21 protein-coding genes and 2 tRNA genes are annotated in these 21565 nt (G+C 59.7%); 15 read left to right on the top strand and 8 right to left on the bottom strand.

All coding sequences use genetic code 11. The annotated features are described in order from the left end of the window. The first annotated feature begins 249 nt into the window (after nt 1–249). Both Q1A34_RS09755 and Q1A34_RS09750 read left to right on the top strand, forming a co-directional pair. Complete coding sequence (locus tag Q1A34_RS09755; protein WP_300033412.1) at nt 250–1092, top strand: hypothetical protein; 843 nt, start codon at nt 250–252, stop codon at nt 1090–1092. Between the two features lie 95 nt (nt 1093–1187). Continuing rightward, nucleotides 1188–2138 carry an endonuclease/exonuclease/phosphatase family protein gene (locus tag Q1A34_RS09750; protein ID WP_366942822.1) on the top strand — a complete coding sequence of 317 codons (951 nt, stop codon included), beginning with the start codon at nt 1188–1190 and terminating at the stop codon, nt 2136–2138. Here the strand turns inward: Q1A34_RS09750 and Q1A34_RS09745 are convergent. Further along, nucleotides 2105–2737, bottom strand: coding sequence for a DUF2306 domain-containing protein (locus Q1A34_RS09745; protein WP_300033411.1), 633 nt, complete (start codon nt 2735–2737; stop codon nt 2105–2107). The genes Q1A34_RS09750 and Q1A34_RS09745 overlap by 34 nt on opposite strands. Nucleotides 2738–2968: 231 nt before the next feature. Here Q1A34_RS09745 and leuB point away from each other — a divergent pair, with 231 nt between their 5' ends. From leuB to Q1A34_RS09730, 3 genes are all read left to right on the top strand, one after another. Further along, nucleotides 2969–4072: a 3-isopropylmalate dehydrogenase gene (gene leuB, locus Q1A34_RS09740; RefSeq protein ID WP_300033410.1), complete on the top strand. Its 1104-nt coding sequence runs from the start codon at nt 2969–2971 to the stop codon at nt 4070–4072. Between the two features lie 126 nt (nt 4073–4198). After that, complete coding sequence (locus Q1A34_RS09735) at nt 4199–5176, top strand: DMT family transporter (protein ID WP_300034106.1); 978 nt, start codon at nt 4199–4201, stop codon at nt 5174–5176. Nucleotides 5177–5205: 29 nt separating this feature from the next. Continuing rightward, nucleotides 5206–5282: transfer RNA gene (locus tag Q1A34_RS09730), tRNA-Pro, on the top strand. Nucleotides 5283–5304: 22 nt separating this feature from the next. On the opposite strand, the gene Q1A34_RS09725 is transcribed toward Q1A34_RS09730, so the two are convergent. Both Q1A34_RS09725 and Q1A34_RS09720 read right to left on the bottom strand, forming a co-directional pair. After that, nucleotides 5305–5652, bottom strand: coding sequence for a hypothetical protein (locus Q1A34_RS09725; protein WP_300033409.1), 348 nt, complete (start codon nt 5650–5652; stop codon nt 5305–5307). Nucleotides 5653–5796: 144 nt separating this feature from the next. Continuing rightward, nucleotides 5797–5873: transfer RNA gene (locus Q1A34_RS09720), tRNA-Arg, on the bottom strand. Nucleotides 5874–5993: 120 nt separating this feature from the next. Between Q1A34_RS09720 and Q1A34_RS09715 the strand changes: the two genes are divergently transcribed. Together Q1A34_RS09715 and Q1A34_RS09710 are read left to right on the top strand one after the other, a co-directional pair. Next, nucleotides 5994–7034 carry a LacI family DNA-binding transcriptional regulator gene (locus Q1A34_RS09715; RefSeq protein WP_300033408.1) on the top strand — a complete coding sequence of 347 codons (1041 nt, stop codon included), beginning with the start codon at nt 5994–5996 and terminating at the stop codon, nt 7032–7034. After that, entirely contained in the window at nt 7034–8245 is a 1212-nt protein-coding gene (locus Q1A34_RS09710) for a crosslink repair DNA glycosylase YcaQ family protein (protein ID WP_300033407.1), read from the top strand. Before Q1A34_RS09715 ends, Q1A34_RS09710 begins: the two co-directional genes overlap by 1 nt. Here the strand turns inward: Q1A34_RS09710 and Q1A34_RS09705 are convergent. Both Q1A34_RS09705 and Q1A34_RS09700 read right to left on the bottom strand, forming a co-directional pair. Next, entirely contained in the window at nt 8242–8943 is a 702-nt protein-coding gene (locus Q1A34_RS09705; protein WP_300033406.1) for an aspartate/glutamate racemase family protein, read from the bottom strand. The two genes, Q1A34_RS09710 and Q1A34_RS09705, sit on opposite strands and share 4 nt — an antisense overlap. Before the next feature lie 31 nt (nt 8944–8974). Next, nucleotides 8975–9490 carry a winged helix DNA-binding protein gene (locus Q1A34_RS09700; protein WP_300033405.1) on the bottom strand — a complete coding sequence of 172 codons (516 nt, stop codon included), beginning with the start codon at nt 9488–9490 and terminating at the stop codon, nt 8975–8977. 135 nt (nt 9491–9625) lie between these two features. Here Q1A34_RS09700 and Q1A34_RS09695 point away from each other — a divergent pair, with 135 nt between their 5' ends. The 8 genes from Q1A34_RS09695 to Q1A34_RS09660 all read left to right on the top strand — a co-directional run bounded on the left by Q1A34_RS09695 (nt 9626) and on the right by Q1A34_RS09660 (nt 17264). Then, complete coding sequence (locus Q1A34_RS09695) at nt 9626–10864, top strand: FAD-dependent oxidoreductase (RefSeq protein WP_300033404.1); 1239 nt, start codon at nt 9626–9628, stop codon at nt 10862–10864. Between the two features lie 30 nt (nt 10865–10894). Then, complete coding sequence (locus tag Q1A34_RS09690) at nt 10895–11884, top strand: TRAP transporter substrate-binding protein (RefSeq protein ID WP_300033403.1); 990 nt, start codon at nt 10895–10897, stop codon at nt 11882–11884. Nucleotides 11885–11954: 70 nt separating this feature from the next. Next, a complete protein-coding gene (locus Q1A34_RS09685) occupies nt 11955–12479 on the top strand; it encodes a TRAP transporter small permease (protein WP_300033402.1) in 525 nt (174 codons plus the stop codon). Between the two features lie 4 nt (nt 12480–12483). Continuing rightward, entirely contained in the window at nt 12484–13794 is a 1311-nt protein-coding gene (locus tag Q1A34_RS09680) for a TRAP transporter large permease subunit (protein WP_300033401.1), read from the top strand. 2 nt (nt 13795–13796) lie between these two features. After that, the gene (locus Q1A34_RS09675; protein WP_300033400.1) at nt 13797–14723 is read left to right on the top strand and encodes a hypothetical protein; all 927 of its coding nucleotides are present in this window, start codon (nt 13797–13799) and stop codon (nt 14721–14723) included. Between the two features lies 1 nt (nt 14724). Further along, nucleotides 14725–15462 (top strand): allophanate hydrolase subunit 1, encoded by a 738-nt coding sequence (locus Q1A34_RS09670; protein WP_300033399.1) that lies wholly within the window; start codon nt 14725–14727, stop codon nt 15460–15462. Then, a complete protein-coding gene (locus tag Q1A34_RS09665) occupies nt 15459–16481 on the top strand; it encodes a biotin-dependent carboxyltransferase family protein (protein ID WP_300033398.1) in 1023 nt (340 codons plus the stop codon). The genes Q1A34_RS09670 and Q1A34_RS09665 overlap by 4 nt, the downstream gene beginning before the upstream one ends. A gap of 12 nt (nt 16482–16493) precedes the next feature. Further along, complete coding sequence (locus Q1A34_RS09660) at nt 16494–17264, top strand: 5-oxoprolinase subunit PxpA (protein ID WP_300033397.1); 771 nt, start codon at nt 16494–16496, stop codon at nt 17262–17264. Here the strand turns inward: Q1A34_RS09660 and Q1A34_RS09655 are convergent. The 3 genes from Q1A34_RS09655 to Q1A34_RS09645 form a co-directional block, all read right to left on the bottom strand. Beyond that, the gene (locus tag Q1A34_RS09655; protein ID WP_300033396.1) at nt 17261–17650 is read right to left on the bottom strand and encodes a VOC family protein; all 390 of its coding nucleotides are present in this window, start codon (nt 17648–17650) and stop codon (nt 17261–17263) included. The two genes, Q1A34_RS09660 and Q1A34_RS09655, sit on opposite strands and share 4 nt — an antisense overlap. A 137-nt stretch (nt 17651–17787) precedes the next feature. Further along, nucleotides 17788–19296 (bottom strand): serine protease, encoded by a 1509-nt coding sequence (locus Q1A34_RS09650; RefSeq protein ID WP_300033395.1) that lies wholly within the window; start codon nt 19294–19296, stop codon nt 17788–17790. A 77-nt stretch (nt 19297–19373) separates the two neighbouring features. After that, nucleotides 19374–21437 carry a lipase family protein gene (locus tag Q1A34_RS09645; RefSeq protein WP_300033394.1) on the bottom strand — a complete coding sequence of 688 codons (2064 nt, stop codon included), beginning with the start codon at nt 21435–21437 and terminating at the stop codon, nt 19374–19376. Nucleotides 21438–21565 lie beyond the last annotated feature (128 nt).

Here is a 21565-nt window from a genome sequence, read left to right as displayed (position 1 = left end):
TTGTTTCCCAAAACCACACAATGTTGCGATTTGCCTGTTTTTCGCCACAGATTTGATGCAGGAACGCACCACTCCTTCCCTCAAAAGGTCTAACGGATTGCGTCTTGTTAACCACGAGACTTGCAGAACTCGGACGAATGATGGCACAAATGGGGCGAGAATGAGGCAGACCACCGCCCCGGTGGCATCAAGTTGGAACAAGAACGCGGCATTGTATCGCTTCTGGCCAGTTTGAAGGGAAAGAGACGAATGTTCGTACGTATGTCGGGCGCAGCCCTGCGTGGACTATTGGTTGCACTGTTGATTGCCACACCGGCACTGATGCTGCGGGATGTGGCATCGGATCAGTCGCAGATTGTTGTTCTTGTCGCACTGCTTGCGGCGTTCCTCACCTTTGTCGAATACAACTCCAACGCGCCCAGCATTGTCGAATTCCGCGATGCGGCACCCTTTAACCGCCTGCGTTTTGTCACCCTTTTCGCCACGCTGATTGTGCTGACCGCCATTTCGCGCGGCAAGATCGAACCGACCTCTGTCACCCAGGGCCTGACGTCGCTGGGCACGATTGTTGGCAACGCGATCGACTTTCCTTTTTCACCTGTCCGCCTGATTGTGCTGATGCTTCCCTATGATGCGCGGCCCGATCTGATCACCGATGTCCGGTCGGCTGCCGGCATGTCCTATCTGATCTCGCTCGTTGCGATGGCCTGGTTCATTGTGATGGTCCGCTGGGGCGGGTGGCCCGTGCGGCGCGGCTCCTTCAACGTGTGGGTCAACCTGCCGCTGTTTGACCCGACCGCCGGGGGCGATGTGCTCTTCCGGCTGCAACGCGACGCGCGCGTCAACATTGCGCTGGGGTTCCTGCTGCCCTTTGTTATCCCGGCGGTAGTCAAAGCAACCTCTGATCTGGTAGACCCGGTCACACTTGAGAACCCGCAAACCCTGATCTGGACAATCACCGCATGGGCCTTCCTTCCTGCAAGCATGATCATGCGTGGAATTGCTATGATGCGGATTGCCAGCATGATCCAGGAAAAGCGCCGCAGAGCCTACGCCACGGCCGCAGAAGAAAACGGATTGCAGGCTGCCTGACGGGTCTGTGCCTGCTGGCCACCCCGGTCGGAGCTCAGGACATACTGCGCATCGCCACGTTCAATACGGAACTGCAGCGCGACGGCCCCGGACTGTTGCTGCGGGATATACTGCGGGGCGAGGACGCGCAGACGGATGCCGTCATTTCCGTAATCTCCGCAACACAGCCTGACATTCTGGTACTGCAGGGTTTTGACTATGACCTGACGGGGGCTGCGCTGAACGCCTTCGCCGCCGCACTGGCAGACAGCGGTTCAGTCTACCCGCATCTTTTCGCCCGGCGCCCCAACACCGGCATGCCAACAGGGCTGGATATGGACGGCGACGGGCGGCGCGGGGACCCGCGCGATGCCCAGGGATATGGCCGTTTCTCCGGGCAGGGTGGCATGGCTGTCCTGTCGAAATACCCCGTCATCAACGATGCGGTACAGGACTATTCAGGCATGTTATGGCGGGATTTTCCGGGCGCATTGCTGCCCGAAACACCTGCGGGCCCGTTTCCTTCCGAAGAAGCACAGAACATTCAGCGTCTGTCCACGACAGCGCATTGGGTGGTGCCCGTGGATACTCCGGAGCTGGGGCGCATTGATCTGCTGACCTTTCACGCCACACCGCCTGTTTTTGACGGACCCGAAGACCGGAACGGCAGACGCAATCATGATGAGATACTGTTCTGGACCTACTATCTGGATGGCCGGTTCGGCCCGGTGCCGCCCGGCTCTTTTGTGCTGCTCGGGGATACAAACCAGGATCCCATCGGTGGATCCGGCCTGAAAGACGCCATTCGCGGGCTCCTGTCTGATCCGCGCCTGCAGGACCCGGCACCGGCCAGTACCGGCAGTGCCGCAGTCTCAGGCGATCCGATGGATACGGCAGACTGGGACGACCCGGTGCCCGGAAATCTGAGGGTCGATTATGTTCTGCCCTCCTCTGATCTGGTGGTCACGGGCAGCGGCGTGTGGTGGCCCGATCCGGACACCCAGGCAGGTCAGACAGCAGCAACCGCCAGCCGTCACAGGCTGGTCTGGGTGGACATTTCGCGCTGAACCGCCGGCCGGCGGAACCAGACTTCGAGCACCAGCAGATAGGGCATGTAGAACGCAAAATTCTGCACCAGATCAAATGCGCCGGTGAATGCCCCGTTTGAGGCAACACCGCCCGTCAGGGCGTACCAGATGCCATAGTGCACACGGTAGGCCCAGGAACCCAGCGCCAGCACAAACAGCCGCAACGCCCAGCGTCTGTGCCGGTCAATCCGCCGCCGTTGTGCATTGCGCACCGTCTGGACGGCGGCACCGATCATCAGCGTGCCATAGATGGCAAAGCCAAGGTCCATCCAAAACCCGCCGATGGTGCCCCGCAATGCAATGTAAGCAAGGCCACCAGCGCCCGCCAGCATGGCACAGGTAAACATCGCATAGCCATTGATATGGTGCAGACGCGGCCAGCGCGCGCGCAGGCTTCCCAGCAACTGCAGCGACACCAGCAGGGTGAGCAGCCCGCCCACGACCATATGGGCAAAGACGGCCATGTTGGGAACCGGCCCGTTGCGCGTGAACAGCCTGCTGCCCGTGGCGGCACCGTCGTTCAGCCCCTGCAGCCCCAGACGGATGGCATAATGCGCAAAAGGCCAGACAATCGCCATCACGAGCAGGACCGCACCGGCGGCAGCCGCTGTTCTGATCCAACTGTTTCTTCTGATACCGATGTTGCGACTCGCTCGTTCTGATACGAGGGCAGAATACGTCTGAATTCAGAAAATTGCACGTATAAGGCGAACCGATTGCACCGCAGACGCCATTCGTCCCACCGCTTCTTGACCCTGCATCCTGTGCGGGATAGGCCGCTGCCAGGTAATTCACGCAGGAGTCTTCGCATGGCCAACCCTTCTCTTCTTATCCTTCCCGGTGACGGCATCGGCCAGGAAGTTATGGAACAGGTCAAACGGGTCATCAGCTGGTTTGGCGATAAACGCGGGCTTGCCTTTGACGTCAGCGAAGATCTGGTGGGCGGTGCAGCATATGACGCGCATGGCACGCCGCTGCATGACGACACGATGGCCAAAGCGCTTGAGGTCGACGCGGTTCTGTTAGGAGCCGTCGGCGGCCCGAAATACGACGATCTGGACTTCAGCGTTAAACCGGAACGTGGTCTGCTGCGTCTGCGCAAGGAGATGGATCTGTTTTCCAACCTGCGCCCCGCCCAGTGCTTTGACGCACTGGCGGATTTTTCCTCACTGAAAAAAGATATCGTTGCCGGGCTCGACATCATGATCGTGCGCGAGCTGACTTCGGGCGTCTACTTTGGCGAACCCCGCGGTATCTTTGAGGAAGGCAACGAGCGCGTTGGCATCAACACACAGCGCTATACCGAAAGCGAAATTGCACGCGCCGCCCGTTCCGCTTTTGAGCTGGCAATGCGCCGCAACAAAAAGCTCTGTTCCATGGAAAAGGCGAATGTCATGGAAAGCGGCATTCTGTGGCGCGATGTGGTCAATGAGATCGCGGCTGAATACCCGGAAGTGGAGCTCAGCCATATGTATGCCGATAACGGTGCGATGCAGCTGGTGCGTGCACCCAAACAGTTTGATGTGATCGTTACAGACAATCTTTTCGGCGATATCCTGTCTGACTGTGCTGCAATGCTGACCGGGTCGCTGGGCATGCTGCCCTCTGCCAGCCTCGGCGCGCCGATGGCCAATGGCCGCCCCAAGGCGATGTACGAGCCCGTGCACGGCTCTGCGCCTGATATCGCAGGTCAGGGTAAGGCCAACCCCATCGCCTGTATCCTCAGCTTTGCGATGGCATTGCGCTACTCTTTCGACAAAGGTGACGAGGCCGCGCGTCTGGAAGCCGCAATCGAGAAAGTGCTCGCAGATGGCGCACGGACCGCTGATCTGATGGGAGAAGAAGGCGGCACCCCCATCAGCACATCCGAAATGGGTGACGTTATTCTGGCGGCGCTGGACGCCAGCCTCTGAAAACAACCGTCCCGGTGTCGGGGAGGCCGCAGGGCGGCGCCGGGGCGGAAAACACTGTGCCACCTGTGGGTCAGGGACGTATCCCGGCCCGGTTATGAACAGGACTCCCCGATGCCGCGAAAACCCATGAACCCGAACATCAAAGGCGCGCTGCTGGCGCTGCTGGCCTTTGCGATCTTTGCCAGCCATGACGTCATCATCAAGGTTCTGGGGGGCGGCTATTCCCCGGTCCAGATTGTCTTCTTTTCAGTTCTTTTTGGTATTCCGCTGGCCATGCTGGCTCTGTTGCGCGATGCGACCCATGGCACTCTGCTGCCCAGACACCCGTGGTGGATGGCTGCGCGCACCTTTGCCGCGATGGTGACCGGGTTCTGCGCATTCTATGCGTTTTCGGTGCTGCCACTGGCACAGGTCTATGCCATTCTTTTTGCGGCACCGCTGCTGATCACTGTTCTCGCGGTGCCGATGCTGGGCGAGCCGGTGCGTCTGCGCCGCTGGGCGGCTGTCGGCGTCGGCCTCTCGGGTGTTCTGGTGGTTCTGCGCCCGGGCGAGGCTGATCTGGAACTGGGGCACCTCGCCGCCCTGATTTCCGCGATTTGCGGCTCTTTTGCGTCGATCATCGTGCGCAAGATCGGACGCGAAGAGCGGACCATTGTGATCATGCTCTATCCGATGATGGCAAACCTTGTGGTGATGGCGGCCGTTCTGCCCTTTGTCTACAGCCCTCCGCCCATCGAGGATCTGGGCCGGCTGGCCGTGATCGCGCTCTTCGCCTGGGTGGCCGGGCGGTTCCTCATCGCAGCCTATAACAGCGCCGAGCCGATTTTCGTGGCCCCCATGCAGTATTCCCAGATCATGTGGGCCGCGCTTTATGGCCTGCTGTTTTTCGATGAAAGGCCAGACCTGAATACGGTCATCGGTTCCGCAATCATCATCGGCAGCGGTTTGTTCATTGTTCTGCGCGAAAGCCGGGCTCCGGATTCCGAACAGCCGGTTCTGCGGACACGGTCGCGCCCGGAAACCGGTACTGCGCCGCGGATCTCAGGCTTTATTGATCCCGCCCGCAGGTGGGTAAAATCCTCCGACCGCGACTTGCCAAAGTAGCCTGTTAGATGTAGGCCACGCCCATCGGTCGGGCTGTAGCGCAGCCTGGTAGCGCACCTGCTTCGGGAGCAGGGGGTCGGAGGTTCGAATCCTCTCAGCCCGACCAGTTTTCCCCACAATTCTCTGGATCAGTGGCTGTGCGCGCGGTTGTAGCTGTGCGTGTGGCCAAAGTCTCCGTGCCGGTGAAACCCGCTGTGGCGCGGTCCTTTGCCGTGCAGTCTTTTGCGGGAAATCTTTTTCTTCTGGTGGCGCTGCGGCTGGTGATAGCTGCGGTGACCATTGTGATACTGCCGGGAGACGTTTTGTTCCTGTCTGTCCGATCTGAGCCTGTCAGCAACAACGCCAACCGCAATCGCACCCAGCAGCAGCTTGCCCAGATCAGCGCTGTCACCGGCCCGTGCCTGACCGGAAAAACCGGTTCCGATAACCGTTACGACCAGTGCGGCCAGAGAAACCTTCTTTACGAATACATTCATGTTTCTGCCTTTCCAACTTGTTCACGGCGGCGCTGCCTGCGTCGTCTGTGAAAGAGGTAAACGGATTGGCTGAAACAATAAGGGGCAACTCAGTCACCTTGTGTCACGCACCTGCGACCCGGCGAGACTTATCTGTGAGGCACATGGCGATCCCGGCAGGATTCGAACCTGCAACCTGCCCCTTAGGAGGGGGCTGCTCTATCCAGTTGAGCCACGGGACCGCTGCTTTCAGCTTTAAAACAGCTGACGGGGTTTGTCATGACCTGATGTGCAGCCAAAGCAGGTGGTTGATAGCCGGGTCTGTCATGCGCTAACGTTGTTCAACAGCACAGGAAATCATTGTGACAAGACCAAAACAGCGGCCGCTTACACTCCGGGATGTCTCAGAAGCCTGCGGGGTGTCGGAAATGACGGTCAGCCGTGTTCTGCGCAACCGTGGTGACGTGTCGGCAACAACACGTGAGAAGGTGCTCGAGGCGGCGAAATCGCTGGGCTATGTGCCGAACCAGATCGCCGGGTCACTGGCATCCCAAAGGGTCAATCTGGTGGCTGTCGTCATTCCATCGCTGTCCAACATGGTTTTCCCGGAGGTGCTGACCGGGATCAACCAGGCCTTTGAGGATACACCGCTCCAGCCCGTTGTCGGCGTCACGGACTATCTGCCGGAAAAAGAAGAACAGGTCCTCTATGAGATGCTGTCGTGGCGTCCGTCCGGCGTTATTATTGCTGGCCTTGAACATTCAGACGCGACGCGGGCCATGCTGAAGAACGCCGCGATCCCGGTGGTCGAAATCATGGATACCGACGGCACGCCGATCGATGCCATGGTCGGGATCTCGCACCGGCGCGCGGGGCGCGAGATGGCGGCGGCGATCCTGAAACAGGGGTACCAGCGGATCGGCTTTCTGGGCACCAAGATGCCGCTCGATCACCGGGCCCGCAAACGCTTTGAAGGCTTTACCGAAGCGCTGGCCAAGGCAGGCGTAGAGATTGAGGACCGGGAGTTTTATTCAGGTGGTTCAGCGCTGGCAAAAGGGCGCGAGATGACGGAAATGATGCTTCAGCGGTCACCTGATCTGGATTTTCTGTATTTCTCGAATGACATGATCGGCGCGGGGGGTCTGCTGTATCTGCTGGACCAGGGGATTGATGTGCCGGGCCAGATCGGTCTGGCGGGATTCAACGGTGTTGAACTGCTGGACGGGCTGCCCCGCAGGCTGGCAACAATGGATGCCTGCCGCAAGGAAATCGGGACAAAGGCCGCGCAGATCATACTGGAACGCAGTCAGTTGCCGGAAGACGTTCTGCCCGAAGATCCTGGCCACTTTACGCTGGCGTCAAAGATTTCCTGGGGTGATACGCTTCGGCGCTACCGGCGTTGATGAACACACTCACGCTGAGCAATTCTGAGGCACGCAGGCTTTTTCTGGATCGTCATGCCCTGGCAGAAAACCCTGCCGGCGAGGCGCGCGGGCCTGCCCTGCTGGACATGATCAGGCGCCTTGGTTTCGTACAGCTGGACAGCATCAACACGGTTGCCCGGGCCCATGATCTGATCCTGTTTTCCAGGCGACCCCGATACCGGCCAAAGCATCTTAAAACGCTCTATGAGAAAGACCGTGCCCTGTTCGAACACTGGACGCATGACGCCGCTGTTATCCCCATGGAGTACTACGCCTGGTGGCAGCTGAGGCGGGAACGGGACGCAGAATACCTGCGCAGCAGATGGCGTGAAGGGCGGCGGGACGGCTACGAGACCCGGTTTCAGCCGGTTCTGGACCAGATCCGTGCGCAGGGCCCGTTGTGCTCATCAGATGTGGGCGCCGATGAAAAACGCGGCTCCGGCGGCTGGTGGGACTGGCATCCGTCAAAGACGGCCCTGGAGTATCTGTGGCGCAGCGGAGCGCTGTGCGTGGTCGGCCGCGACGGGTTCAGAAAGCGCTATGATCTGACCGAGCGGATGATCGATGAGGCGCTGTGCCGGCCGCTGCAAAGCCCGGAGGACACAGCGCGCACGATTGACTGGTGCTGTTCCGGGGCGCTGGACAGGCTGGGATTTGCCACACCGGCAGAGCTTGCAGCATTCTGGGATCACATAAAGCTGGCCGAGGCGCGAGACTGGTGCACGAACGAGCTGGCCGCAGGCCGATTGCAGCCCGTGCGGATCACCGGTGCGGATGGAGCCGTACGCGATTGCCTGGCACGGCCCGGCATCGGTGACGATCCTGCACTGAACACACCCCCAACGGCGCGACTGCGCGTTCTCAGCCCGTTTGATCCGGCGCTGCGCGACCGAAAGCGTGCCGAACGACTGTTCGGGTTCGATTACCGGATCGAAATCTTTGTGCCCGAAGCCAAGCGCCGTTACGGATATTATGTGTTTCCCGTGCTGGAGGGCGACCGGCTGGTCGGCCGGGTCGATATGAAGGCCTTTCGGGATCGCGACGAACTGGTTGTGCGGGCGATATGGCCGGAACGTGGCATTCGCTGGGGTAAAGGGCGTACTCAGGCGTTTGAAAGTGAGTTGTCGCGGCTGATCCGGCTGGCCGGGGTCAGCTCATGGCGTTTTGAGGATGGGTGGCTGCGCGCTTAGGGGGCGGGGAAACGTGCCGGCGAAAGGCTGGCGTGGAACCAGTTCAGATACGACCAGATGGAATACACCGGCAGGCCCGTTTCGCGCGCAATATCCGCGGCATAGGGGACCATATTTGTACACTCCAGCAGGACAGCGCCAACCTCGGGCGCCTCGACAATCATTGTCCGTACGGCCTGTATCAGCTCTCTCCGGGCACGCACCGTATCCAGGTCGGGTTTATTCCCCAGAATGCTGTCTGCAAAAGCCGTTTGCCCGACGCCCCGGATCACGGCATCAGGCGGCACACCTGCAACAGAAAGATGTGCCCGCGTCAGGTTGGGCGCTGAAATCGTCAGAATACCAATCCGTTTTTTCGGGCCGAGCGTCGCCTGTATCTGAGCGGCCTGCTCCAACGCTGAAGCTGCGACTGGCACACCGAGTTCCTGCACAAGGCGGGAACGGATCAGCGACAGGAAACCACATGTTGTCGCGATCCCGGTGCATCCCTGCCCGATCAGATCGCGCCCGGCCTGGATAAAGGCCTGCACGAAGGGTTCGGGATCCTCGCAGACCACTGCCTGCGGTGTCGCACCCGGAACAACCGCATATCGCACCGGAAACGCCCAGCTGGCCGGATTGCCGACGTCTCCGGGAATACGCGGAAACTGCGTATCAAGCATCAGGATGCCCAGACGCGGTGTCAGTTCTTCAGTCATGTGAGGTTAGTGCCCTGCCGCGCCTGCGCAATCAATAGGTGGTTGCCGCCCGCGCCGCCTGATCATACTGGCCGGACATCAGGCGCAACAGCGTGGCCGCCCGGCTGACCTGCTCAGGCTCCAGCCCCAGTTCGGCCACAGCCCGCAGCAAAAGGCCCTCGCGGATATCCCGGTACCTGACACAGGTTTCTGCCCCTTTCTCGGTGACAGCTACGGTCTTTTCCTTACCCTGTCTGCCGTCTTTGACCAGACCGGCCTTGATCAGTTTCTTAATGGAATAGTTGACCGTATGCGTGTCCTCGACATTCAGAACAAGGCAGATGTCGGCAAGCTTCTTGGGCCGGTCCCGATGGAAAACCGAATGCAACACCAGCACATCCAGCGAGCTGAGCTCAGGGTACCCGGCCATTGAAATGGCACGCACAGTCCAACGCTGGAACGCATGCGTGCTCAGGATCAGCCCGTATTCCAGTTCAGAAATCTCGGCAAAAGAGCCGCTGGCAAGATGGGCGGAGGAAACAACGGGTCCGAGAAAGCTGTCTGACATGGCATCAGAGTGCCCAACGCGGATAAAATGTCAACAAATTGTTGACGTATTGTGAAACATCGCCAGTATTGACCTCGGGGAATCGTTTCCCGGGGGTACTATGCCGTTTTTGAACACAACGGATCGGGTCGTGCGATGACGCAGCATGTGGTCATCGTCGGTGCCGGTATTGTCGGTGTTTGCACCGGCATCTGGCTGCGCCGTGCCGGGCTGGACGTCACAATCATCGACCGCGCCGGACCGGGCAAGGGGACCTCTCATGGAAATGCCGGTGTTCTTGCGGCGGTGTCGATGGTGCCGGTTACGGCGCCCGGGCTGATCCGCAAGGCCCCGGGCATGCTGTTATCGCCGGACTTCCCGCTGTTTCTGCGCTGGAGCTACCTGCCGAAACTGATGCCCTGGCTGGCAAAATACCTCTCGAACGCCAATGACACCGACACACGGCGCATTGCGCGCGACCTGGCACCCGTCGTGACCGACAGCGTTTCACAGCATAAATCACTGGTCGCGGGCACGGGTCTCGAGCATTGGGTTACCGAGAGCGACTATTGTTTTGCCTACAGGGACAGAGCGGCCTTTGACGGCGACGCCTATACCTGGGCGCTGCGCCGCGACGCTGGTTTCGAGCCCGAGCTGATCGAGGGCACAGATGTGTCCGACTATGAGCCTGATCTGGCGGGCGCGGGGCTGATTGCTGCGCTGAAAGAACACGGCTTTATCCGGGACCCCGGCGGCTATGTAGCCGCTCTTGCAGGACATTTTGAGGAACTGGGCGGAAAGCTGATCTTCGCGGATGTTAAGGACTTTGACCTGTCCGGTGGCAGCATCCGGGCCGTAGAAACGACGCAGGGCCGGTTTGAGTGCGACAATGCGGTTCTGGCCACTGGCGTCTGGTCCGGGCCCATGATGAAAAAGCTGGGGATCAGCGTGCCGCTGGAAAGCGAGCGCGGCTATCACATCGTCTTTGAAAACGCCGAAAAAGGCCCGAAGCGGCCGACCATGATAGCTGCGGGTAAATTTGTTGCGACGCCTATGGCACAGGGCGTGCGCTGTGCCGGGATTGTGGAACTGGGCGGGCTGGACGCCGGCCCGTCAAAAGCACCTCTTGAACTGATGCGACGGCAGGTCAGTGCGGCATATCCTGCGATGACCGCAACGGACGAGATTGAATGGCTGGGGCACAGGCCGGCTCCCAGTGACAGCCTGCCTCTGATCGGACAGATCGGGCAGAGTAAGGTGTGGACGGCTTTTGGGCATCACCACATTGGCCTGACCGGGGGCCCGAAAACAGGGCGTCTGGTGGCGGGTCTGATTGCGGGTCAGCCAACAAATCTGGACATGACCCCTTATGCACCGGAACGTTTCCGGAAATGATATAACAAACCGACCAACAAGGAGAAACTTATGAAACTGACAAACAGACTGATGGCAGGAGCTGCAACAGCGGCACTGACACTGGGCGCGGCGCTGCCGGTTGCCGCGGCAGACAAATGGGATATGCCAATGGCTTATTCTGCGTCTAATTTCCATTCGGAAAACGGTGTTGCGTTCGCAGAATGCGTTGGCGCCGGAACGAACGGCGAGATCACAATCGAGGTGCATGCGGGCGGTTCGCTTTTTGCAGGTGCTGACATCAAACGCGCCATCCAGACCGGCCAGGTCCAGATCGGCGAACGCCTGTTGTCCGGCCATCAGAACGAAAGCGCCGTATTCGGCTTTGACAGCATTCCGTTCCTGGCCCCCTCTTTCGACGACAGCGAAAAACTCTACGAGGCCGCCAAGCCCAAGATCGAGGCATTGCTGGACGAACAGAACCTGGAACTGCTCTATGCCGTGCCGTGGCCACCTCAGGGCCTGTACTTCAAAAAAGAGGTCAACTCTGTCGCCGACATGGCAGGTGTCAAATTCCGGTCCTACAACAACACCACAAGCCGTCTGGCCGAGCTGACAGGTATGCTGCCAGTGACTGTTGAGGCCGCGGAAATCTCCCAGGCCTTTGCCACAGGTGTGGCCGAGTCCATGGTGTCGTCGGGTGCGACAGGCTATGACCGCAAGGTCTGGGAAAGCCTGACACACTTCTACGAGGTCGATGCCTGGCTGCCGCGCAACTACGTCATGGTCAACCAGGACGTCTGGGCGGATGTATCTGATGCAAACAAAGCCGCCATTCAGGCCTGTGCATCCGAAGCAGAGGCGCGCGGACTGGAAGCCTCCAAGGCCTACACTCAGTTCACGATGGACGGTCTGGCCGCAGGTGGCATGACCGTACAGCCGGCTGGTGACGCTCTGATGGCAGAGCTGCGCGAAATCGGCGCGACAATGACCTCTGAGTGGCTGGAAGCTGCTGGTGAAGAGGGCGCAGCCCTCGTGGATGCCTTCAAAGCGGCACAGTAATCTCTTACGGGTGGCCTCCGGCAACGGGGGCCACCGCACGCTGAATTCATGCAGTTCTGGGAGTACCGGCATGTCTGCGATCCGCAAGATACTTGATTTTCTGTACCTCGCCGCAGGCGTTTTGGCCGCTCTGTGTCTCATTTCAATTCTGTTGCTGATTGTTGCGCAGATGGTGGCCCGCTGGACCGGCGAGATCTTTCCAGGCGCGCCGAATTACGCAGGCTATGCGATGGCTGCTGCCAGTTTCCTTGCCTTTGCCAACGCGCTGAACCACGGGGCCCATATCAGGGTCTCGATCCTGCTGAACGCGGTTCCCGCCGGGCCGAAGAAGCTTCTGGAGATATGGTGCTTTGCGCTCGGAGCCGCCGTGGCCTGGTACTTTACCTACTACGCCTACTGGTTCGTCTACTGGTCCTGGAAATTCAACGAGGTCAGCCAGGGACAGGACGCCGCCGCACTGTGGATACCGCAATCTGTCATGGTGATCGGCGGCGGGTTGCTGGCCATTGCACTGACCGACAACCTTTTCCACGTCATTTTCAAAGGTGAGCACCGGATTGTCCGGGACACCGTCGACGAAAACTTCGAGGTATAATCAGATGACTGAGATTTATGCGATTATCCTCTTTCTGGTCGTTCTTTTCCTCTTGCTCGGCACGGGTGTCTGGGTGGGTCTCGCGCTGATGGGTGTCGCCTGGGTCGGCATGGAGCTTTTCACCACCAGGCCCGTTGGTGATACGATGATCACAACGATCTGGGCCTCGTCCTCCAGCTGGACCCTGACCGCGCTGCCGCTTTTTATCTGGATGGGTGAAATCCTGTACCGGACGCGGCTGAGCGAGGACATGTTCAAAGGTCTGTCACCCTGGCTTGCCCGGATGCCCGGCGGTCTGGTGCACACCAACATCGTTTCCTGCACGATTTTTGCCGCTGTCTCGGGCTCATCAGCGGCAACACTGACAACGGTCGGCAAAATGGCTATCCCGGAGCTGCGCGCGCGGAAATACCCCGAAGAAATGGTCATCGGAACGCTCGCAGGTGCTGCCACCCTCGGCCTGATGATCCCACCCTCCATTGCGCTGATCGTCTACGGCGTCACCGTCAATGAAAGCATCACAAAACTCTTCTTTGCAGGTGTCTTTCCCGGCCTGATCCTGGCTTGCATGTTCATGGCCTATGTGGCGATCGTTTCCAAAACGTCCTCGCGCTGGAACCCGATTATGGAAACCGGCATGAGCTTTTCGGAAAAGCTGCAGAATTCGCGTTTTCTGCTGCCGGTGCTGGCGCTCATTACTGTCGTGATCGGCTCCATGTACGGCGGCTGGGCCACCGCGACAGAGGCTGCGGCCATCGGTGTCATCGGTGCGCTGTCGCTCGCGCTGGCACAAGGGTCACTGACGGTATCCTCCTTCAGGGAAAGCCTGATGGGTGCCATGCGCACCTCGGCCATGATCGCGCTGATCCTGGCGGGCGCTGCCTTTCTGAAACTGTCGATGGGTTTCACCGGCCTGCCCCGTGCACTGGCTGATGGTATTGCCGCGATGGAACTGGCGCGTTTTGAACTGCTCATGGCGCTGCTCGTGTTCTACATTATCCTTGGCATGTTCCTTGACGGGATTTCCGCGGTGGTGCTGACCATGGCCATTGTCGAGCCGATGGTACGCGAGGCCGGCATCGACCTGATCTGGTTTGGCATTTTCGTGGTGGTCGTCGTGGAAATGGCGCAGATCACCCCGCCCATCGGCTTTAACCTGTTTGTGCTCCAGGGCATGACCGATCACGAAATGGGCTACATCACCAAAGCAGCCCTGCCGATGTTCCTGATCATGGTGCTGATGGTGTTTGTTCTGATCTGGTTCCCGGAAATTGCAACCTGGCTGCCGGACAACCTCCGACAGACCCCTGGCTGACGGTGGAGCGTGTCCTTTGGCTGATATCCGACAATGCGCGCGCCTGCCTGATCATCGGGCTGCTGCTGGGCCTGGGGCTGCCAGGGCTGGCGGCAGCGATGGCCCCGTGGCTGCCTCAGATGGTCGCCGTATTGCTGGTGATTACAGCGCTGCGTATCGGCCACCGGGCTGCCATGGGGGCCCTGTCAGATCTTCGCTGGGGCATCGGGTCCGTTCTGGTTTTGCAACTGGCCCTGCCGGTTTGTCTGTGGCTTTTATGCTATGCTGGAGGGGTCGTGGCGACACCGGTGGCAATGGCCGCAGTGCTGGCCACCGCCGCTCCCGCTCTTTCCGGCTCTCCCAACCTGGCGCTTTTGCTGGGCCAGGATGCAGGGCGGATGATGCAGATCCTGGTACTGGGTACGGCCTGCTTTCCCCTGACCGTATTGCCCATACTCCTGCTGATGCCACAGCTGGGCGCAGCCGGGGACGTAACCGTCGCTGCCCTGAGGTTGCTCGCAGTTATCCTTGTGGCGGCTGGGATTGGGTTCGCTCTGCGCGCCTTTCTGTTTCCCGCACCATCGCAGGACCGGATCAAATCGCTCGACGGTCTTTCGGTTCTTGCCTTTTCCGCCATCGTCATCGGGCTGATGGCGGCTCTCAACCCGGCGCTGCGCAGCGATCCGGTGACAGTCGCTGGCTGGGCGCTTATGGCGTTCGGCCTGAGCTACGGCGTTCAGGCCGCAACGTTCCTGTTTTTGTCACGCGGGCAGCTTGCCTGGATCGCGGGCCCGCTGGCCATCGGTGCGGGAAACCGCAACATCGCACTCTTTCTGGTCGCCCTGCCGCCCGAGACAATCGCCCCCATCATGGTGTTTGTCGGCTGCTGGCAACTGCCAATGTATCTCACGCCTGTTCTGCTACGCCGTTTGTACCGGTCGGAGACCTGATATGACAGATTACCCTATCATCCGAACCGTCGGTCTGTCGGGGCTGCTCGTGACATTTGCCGGCACCATGAGCGAGGCTGCCAACAAAGCCTCGGTTGCGTTCCGCGCAGCCGTGGACGCCGAAGACTGGCCGGAAGTGTCAGAAACAGCGATGTCTCTGGTATCCGTTTTTGTCATCACCGACCTTGTGGCCCATGACGCAGATCGGATGATCAAACGGCTTGAAACGCTGCTAGCTTCGCGCGACTGGCTCGCAGCACCGCTTCCCGAAGGCCGGACACTGTGGCACATCCCAACCGTCTACGGCACCGATCTAGCGCCGCAATTGGAAGAAGCGGCAGCCGCAGCCGGGGTCGATCCGGACGAGGCGATCAGGCAGATATCCTCGACCCGGGTACGGGTGCTGACCATCGGTTTTGCACCGGGGCAGCCCTATCTGGGCGAGCTGGCAGAAAACTGGAATATCCCCCGACAAAAAGACCTGTCGCTGAACGTCCCGGCGGGCGCGCTGGTGGTGGCCATCCGGCAACTGGTGATTTTCACCAACACCACCCCCACCGGCTGGCGCCATATTGGTCAGACGGCATTTCGCACGTTTGACATGTCCGGCACCGAACCTTTTGCCCTGTCTCCGGGAGACGAGATCGTATTTCCCGCTGTCCCGCGCGCAGAACTGGAAGCCCTGCGCGGAAAATACCCCGACGGGTTTGGCGCTGCAGAGCGGGAGGCGCTGGCATGAGCGGATACCTCAAAGTGCTGACTGCCGGGCCTGCGATGAGCCTGCAGGACATGGGCAGAAGCGGTTACTTCGCCCATGGCCTCACACGTGGTGGTGCTGCTGATACGCTGGCCCTGCACGAAGGGGCGGCACTGCTGGGGCAGTCTGCGGATCTGGCGGCCATTGAGATGGTCGGCATGGGCGGTACTTTTGAGGCCAGCGCGGACACGGTTGTCGCACTGACCGGTGCCGTGATGACGGCCAGCATCGATGGCGCACCACTGGTCTGGAATGCCAGCTACGCGCTGCCTGCGGGCGCAAAACTGACAATCGGGGGGGCACAGTCCGGTGCCTGCGGCTACCTGCATGTGGCCGGCGGATTTGATGCACCGGTCAACATGGGTGCGCGCGGAAGCCACCTCAAAGCGGGTATCGGCGGCCTGCTCAAAGCCGGTGACGACCTGCCGCTCGGGGCAGCAGGAAATTGCCGGCCCGGGTACCGGCTGCCAATTGCCGACCGGCTGAGTGGCGGTACGGTCCGGGTTGTCGAATCTGCCCAGACCAATGAATTCAGCCGCGATACCATCGAGCGTTTCAGCAACACCGAATTCCGCAGAGACGCCCGGGGTAACCGGCAAGGCGTTCGAATGGACCAGGACGGCGAAGGCTTTTTTGCCAATGACGGGCTGTCCATCGTCTCGGAGGTGATCGTGACCGGCGACATTCAGGTCACCGGCGATGGCGCGCCCTATGTTCTGATGTGTGAAAGCCAGACAACCGGCGGGTACCCCCGGATCGCAACGGTGATCCCCAGCGATCTGCCCCTTGTCGCGCAGGCCCCCGTCGGCGCGCCGCTGCGGTTTGAATTCGTCAGTCACGAAGAGGCGCGCGCGCTCGAATCCCGCGCCCGTGCGGAAATACGCACCCTGCCCGGCCAGACAGAACCTCTGGTACGGGACCCCCACGACATTGCAGATCTGCTGAGCTATCAGCTGATCAGCGGCGCGGTATCGGCACTGGCCGATCCGTTCAATACCTGAAGGAGACAGCGGATGACACGGGTAGATATTAACGCCGACATGGGTGAAAGCTTTGGCCCCTGGAAAATGGGGGACGACGCCGCCCTGCTCAAAACAGTCACCTCGGCAAATGTGGCCTGCGGCGCCCATGCGGGGGATCCGGATGTGATGTCCGCAACCATGAAAATGGCGCTGGAAAATGGCGTTGGCATCGGTGCCCATCCCGGCTTTTCCGACCTGCAGGGTTTTGGACGCCGCCGCATGACCGTACCGCGTGCCAGCCTGCAGAACTCTATCCGCTGCCAGGTGGGCGCGTCGATTGGAATGGCACGCGCGCTGGGTGCCAGCGTGCGGCACGTCAAACTGCACGGCGCGCTGGGGAATATGACGTCAGAGGACGAGAGCCTGGCGCGGGACTGTTATGAGGCGGCGTTGTCCGTCGATCCGGACCTGATCGTGATGGTCCTCTGTGCCACAGCACAGGAAGCAGCGGTACGGGATCTGGGCTGTGCCTGGGCGGGCGAGATTTTTGCAGACCGGGCCTATAACGATGACGCAACTCTCGTGGATCGCAGCCTGCCCGGTGCTGTAATCCATGACGCCGGTCTTGCCGGACAGCGCATGGTCGACATGGTTCAGGCCGGTGCGATCATTACAGAGTCTGGCAAGCGTATTGAAACCAGCATCGACACGATCTGCTGTCATGGAGATACTCCCGAAGCCGTCCAGATCGCGGCTTCCGTCCGCAAGACACTGGAGAATGCGGGCATTACCGTTGAGACACTGGAGGGCCGCAGGGATTAATCGGTGGTTTCGTCGGTGTAGAAATCCACATGAATATGGTTTCCATCCGGATCCCAGACATTGAACGCGGCCGTGTTGATTTCGCTGATGTCCGTACGCCGATAGGTTTCGCCGTGCGCTTTTAGTGTGGCTTCGAACTTTGCTGCACCCCTGGCGCGAAAGGCAAAGTGCTCCATTTTCAGCGCGCCTTCTGATCCGGCACCCGCTTCATCTGAAACGCCCACCAGATGAATTACCACCGTGTCACCCGCGTAAAGCCAGGCCCCCGGAAACGGAAAAGCGGGCCGGTAGCCAGCGTTCAGCCCCAGAATTTCCGTGTACCATTTCACCATCCGATCCAGCTGCGATGTGCGCAGGTTTACGTGATCCAGTTTGTCAATCTGCATGTCTGTCCCCGGCGTAGCGAAAGATGTCTGACAGCACATATTGTCCGGGCAGGATGACAGAGACAAGACGTACCCTGCGCGCAACCGAACGCGAACAGTGCGCCCGGGGTGGTGTCGGTCACCCCAGTGCGCGCACCTTAACGGAAAGTCGTCAGATGTACGGCCAGAAGCTGGGTGTATTGCTCCAGCGCCAGGTCGGGATCAGACGGACAGGTGATTGCTCCCTCGCAACGATCAGGGTCATCGAAGAACGGAAAAATCGTCACTGTGGATTTAAAGATGAACTCTCCGTCGACGGCGAAACTGAAATAGTCGTAGGCATCGTATACATCGGGACCGCCGGTGACCCGCCGCAGGCCAGCTTTCACCACCTTGACGCCGGGATCGTCAAAGGGGATCTCAACTGCCATATGTTCGTCGCAGGTATCCTCCATGGCCTTGCAATCTTCGATCAGGCCGTCAACGACCTTGTCAAAGAACGCCGGATCGTCAACGCCATACCACTCGTATCCGGACAGAGACAAAATTCCCGATGGGATATCCCCCTCTGGCAAAACTTCGAACGTCAGCAGACTGGCCGTGAGACCCTGAGATGATGACAACAGCGCAGATATCCCCGGGTTTCCCTCCGGATCCAGTTCCTCGTAGGTCAAGGGCTGACCAGCAGGCACAGCAATGATAAGTTGCTGGTACTCGTCCTCGTAGATATCGAACTGCAGTTGCTGGATCATCTCCTCGTAGACATCGTCCTCTACCCCGGCCGCCAGTCTGTAGTCCTCAAGAAAAATCTCGACACCCTCAGGATCATCGGCCGTTACCAGAAGATCCGCCAGCGACGCCGTTTTCGACAGCACAAAGCGGAAATCCCGATTGTGCTCGGTGAATTCAACAACGGTTCCGGCGCTTTCATCAGCACTTGGAGACGAGAAAAGAATGCCCTGAATCTGTGCAACTTCCGGCGGGATGGTTGTTTCTGAAGCAGCCACTTTCTGCATCAGCTTTTCGATGTTGGACGCAGGGATAACCCAGTTGTAGTTGGACGTTCCTTTGTTAAGCCCGCCATCCACAATCCCGATCAGCCGGTTCGCAGAATCGAAAACAGGCGCGCCGGAATACCCCGGCAGCAGCCCGCCTTGCACGTAGAAAATCTCAAGATCAAGACTGGGGATATTGAACTGGGCCAGCATGTCCCGCGTTGGCCCCGAAGTCAGATAACGCAGTATTTCGGGGTCGGCGTAGCCTTTTTCCATCGACCGCGACGTCTTGGATTGCGAACTTTCGTGATGCCCCAGTGTATGGAGCCGGTCTCCTGGGCTGGGCGGGGTTGTCGATTTGATCTGTTCGCTCAGCGGCGCACAGTTTGGCATCGGGCCGGTTTGTAACGCGATCAGATCGGCTTCTTTCAGCACGCCTGCGACTGTGGCGGGAAAGCTCTCTCCGCGGCATTTTACCAGGATGTCCAGTCCACCGGGCACCGCATGCAGTGTGGTTACGACGAAACCGTCGTCGTTCCAGACAAAGCCGCTGGCTGCCCGTGCGTTCTCGGTACCTGCACCAACCACAACGCGCACCACCGAACTTTCAACCTGTCCGGGGTTAAACTGCGCCAGGGCCAGACCCGGCATAGAGAGGAAAGTGGCGGCCATCGCCCCGATAGCCGGGCGCGAAAAACACCTGCGGACGATTTTTAAAACAGGAAAAGGCATCAAAATCTCCAATCCGGTTAATCAGTTGATGTGCAATACAATCCGGTCAGTAACGCCAGCGCCGGCGCCTGGTTTTCTTTGTTCTGTAAAGCCGCGACACGGGTAAGGACCGGCTGCATATTCTCCGCGCTGCTCAGAGCCGTTTTGTAGGCATCGACAGAGCTGAGTTTATCCGCGCCGGTGAGAGCATCGCACACTGTGGCAGACAGCGCGAATGCCTCGTCCCCCGCACACATCGTGTCGCGGGCAATAAACAGTACCTCTTTGCGATCGGCACCTTCGATATCGTCTTCGACCAGAGCGGCAAAATCGGCCCAGCCCTCTCCCCCTTCGTTCTTGAAGTTGTTAATCGCGGCTTCGGGCGCGAGTGTCTTGTCAAAGGGTGTGCGCAGCTGCTCACAGGTATTCAGCGCAACGCCACCACTGAAATGCGCTGTCGTTTTCGCCTTTTGCAGCGTTTCATTCTGCGCCAGCGCAGCAGTGGCCTTGTTCTCGGCATTTATCAGGTTCGCGAGGAGTGTCTTCACCGTCCCCTCATCCAGACCCAGCGCCTCGTACTCGGCCTTGGCCTCGGCCAGTGTCCGGACCTCCGTCTCTGGCGACAGAACCTGGTGTGTCCGCAGATAGGTGCCGCTCAGAGCGCCCAGAATGGCCGTGAAACAAAAGGTGCCGATCCGCACTCCTTTGGTGACGGTGAAGTGTTTGTCATTGAGACCAAGCAATGCCGCCAGCCCGGTTGCGAGTGCCCCGACCAGCAACCCGACGACTTCGGAGACGGCCATGCCAACCAGATAACCCAGCAGCAGCCCCGCGCCCGCGCTGCTGAAAAGCGACACCATAAGACCGGCGCGCGCCGCGTCTTTTTCGGAATTTTCAGAAGCAGAAATCGTCGAATTTCCTTTTGGATCAGTATTTTGTGTGCCCGTCACGCGTGTACTGTTTAAATCAGGATTCATTGAATGGTTGTACTGTGACATTGAGTGATCGCCGATGCCAGAGAATATTCTGCTGCTCAGAGGGCCTTTTTGTACCAACGCGGCCCAGCGGGCACGCGCCTGTAGGCTCAGCAGAGAAAGTGCTGACGGGTCGCACACCGGGGCATTCCCGCCATCCAGATAGACGGCTCTGCCAACATGACGGTAGCAAAATCGGGACATCCAGTTTGGGCGGTCTTTTCCATCAGGCCGCTCAAGGACCATACCTGCTGCTGTGTCGAGCAGCGACAAACCTTCGGGCGGCACGCGGGTGACAATATCGTTGCGGTTGACCATCCTGAAATGGCGCTCAGCCAGCGGATAGCTCCCGGCAAAATCAGCGTCACCGACGCGTGGCTGCCCGAATGTGTAGACACCGGCGATGTCATCTGCGTCCAGAGTACCATCTGCAACCAGACGCGCCGCTGCAAGCGTCGCCAGCGCGCCGCCCAGACTGTGTCCGCATATCCAGACAGGGGCAGATGGCGCAGACCGGCGGAACTGTCCGAGCACTTCACTCAGCCCCTGTGATGCTTCGCTGTCGTCCGGATCAGGCCACACCAGCATGGGCATTCCAGGATCCAGCCAGACCTCGCGCAGTGCCTGCCAGAAACCGGTGTGCAGCCGACCGGGGACATTCCAGGCCATCAGCGGCAGCGCCAGAAGATCAGCAAGAATATCCAGCAGCCTGTCGGGTTCCGTGCCGCGAAAACTGACAACCAGTATTTCGTCCGTACCGGCAATAATGCACTGCGTCCCAAAGCCAGACATAAAATGGACCCGGTCAAAACCCATCGCCCGCAGATCGCGCTCTACGCGTGCCGCCTCGACCGATGCGAGCCTGCGGCTCAGAACCGGGATGCTGTTTTCAATCGAGTTTTTTATTGTCTCGTTTCGCCGGTTCAGAAACGACCAGCCGGATATGCGCTGCAGAAAGGACTGGCGAATGGCCAGCGTCTGCGTTTTCAGATCGCGCGAGGCCTCTTTTTCCGCGTCACTGAGGGGGTACACAAGCTCAGATATCCGGCCGAGCAAACGCGCGCGTTCCGTGTCATAGTCCAGCCCGTTTTGCGGATTGAAAGCCAGTTCGAGCTTGGCCCGGCTCATTCAGCTAAGCGTACAGAGTTTGCAGGCATGGCGGCGCTCCGAAACAACCTTTCGATGAGTATAGACGACACGGCCGGTTGTTTCCACGAAACAAGTCATGGCCGCATTTTCGTGTGAATGCGCCCCCC

It is taken from the genome of uncultured Roseobacter sp., from assembly GCF_947491795.1.
Classification (GTDB): Bacteria; Pseudomonadota; Alphaproteobacteria; order Rhodobacterales; family Rhodobacteraceae; genus Roseobacter.
The sequence above is the reverse complement of the archived record's forward strand: the minus strand, read 5'-3'. Positions and strand labels throughout refer to the sequence as shown.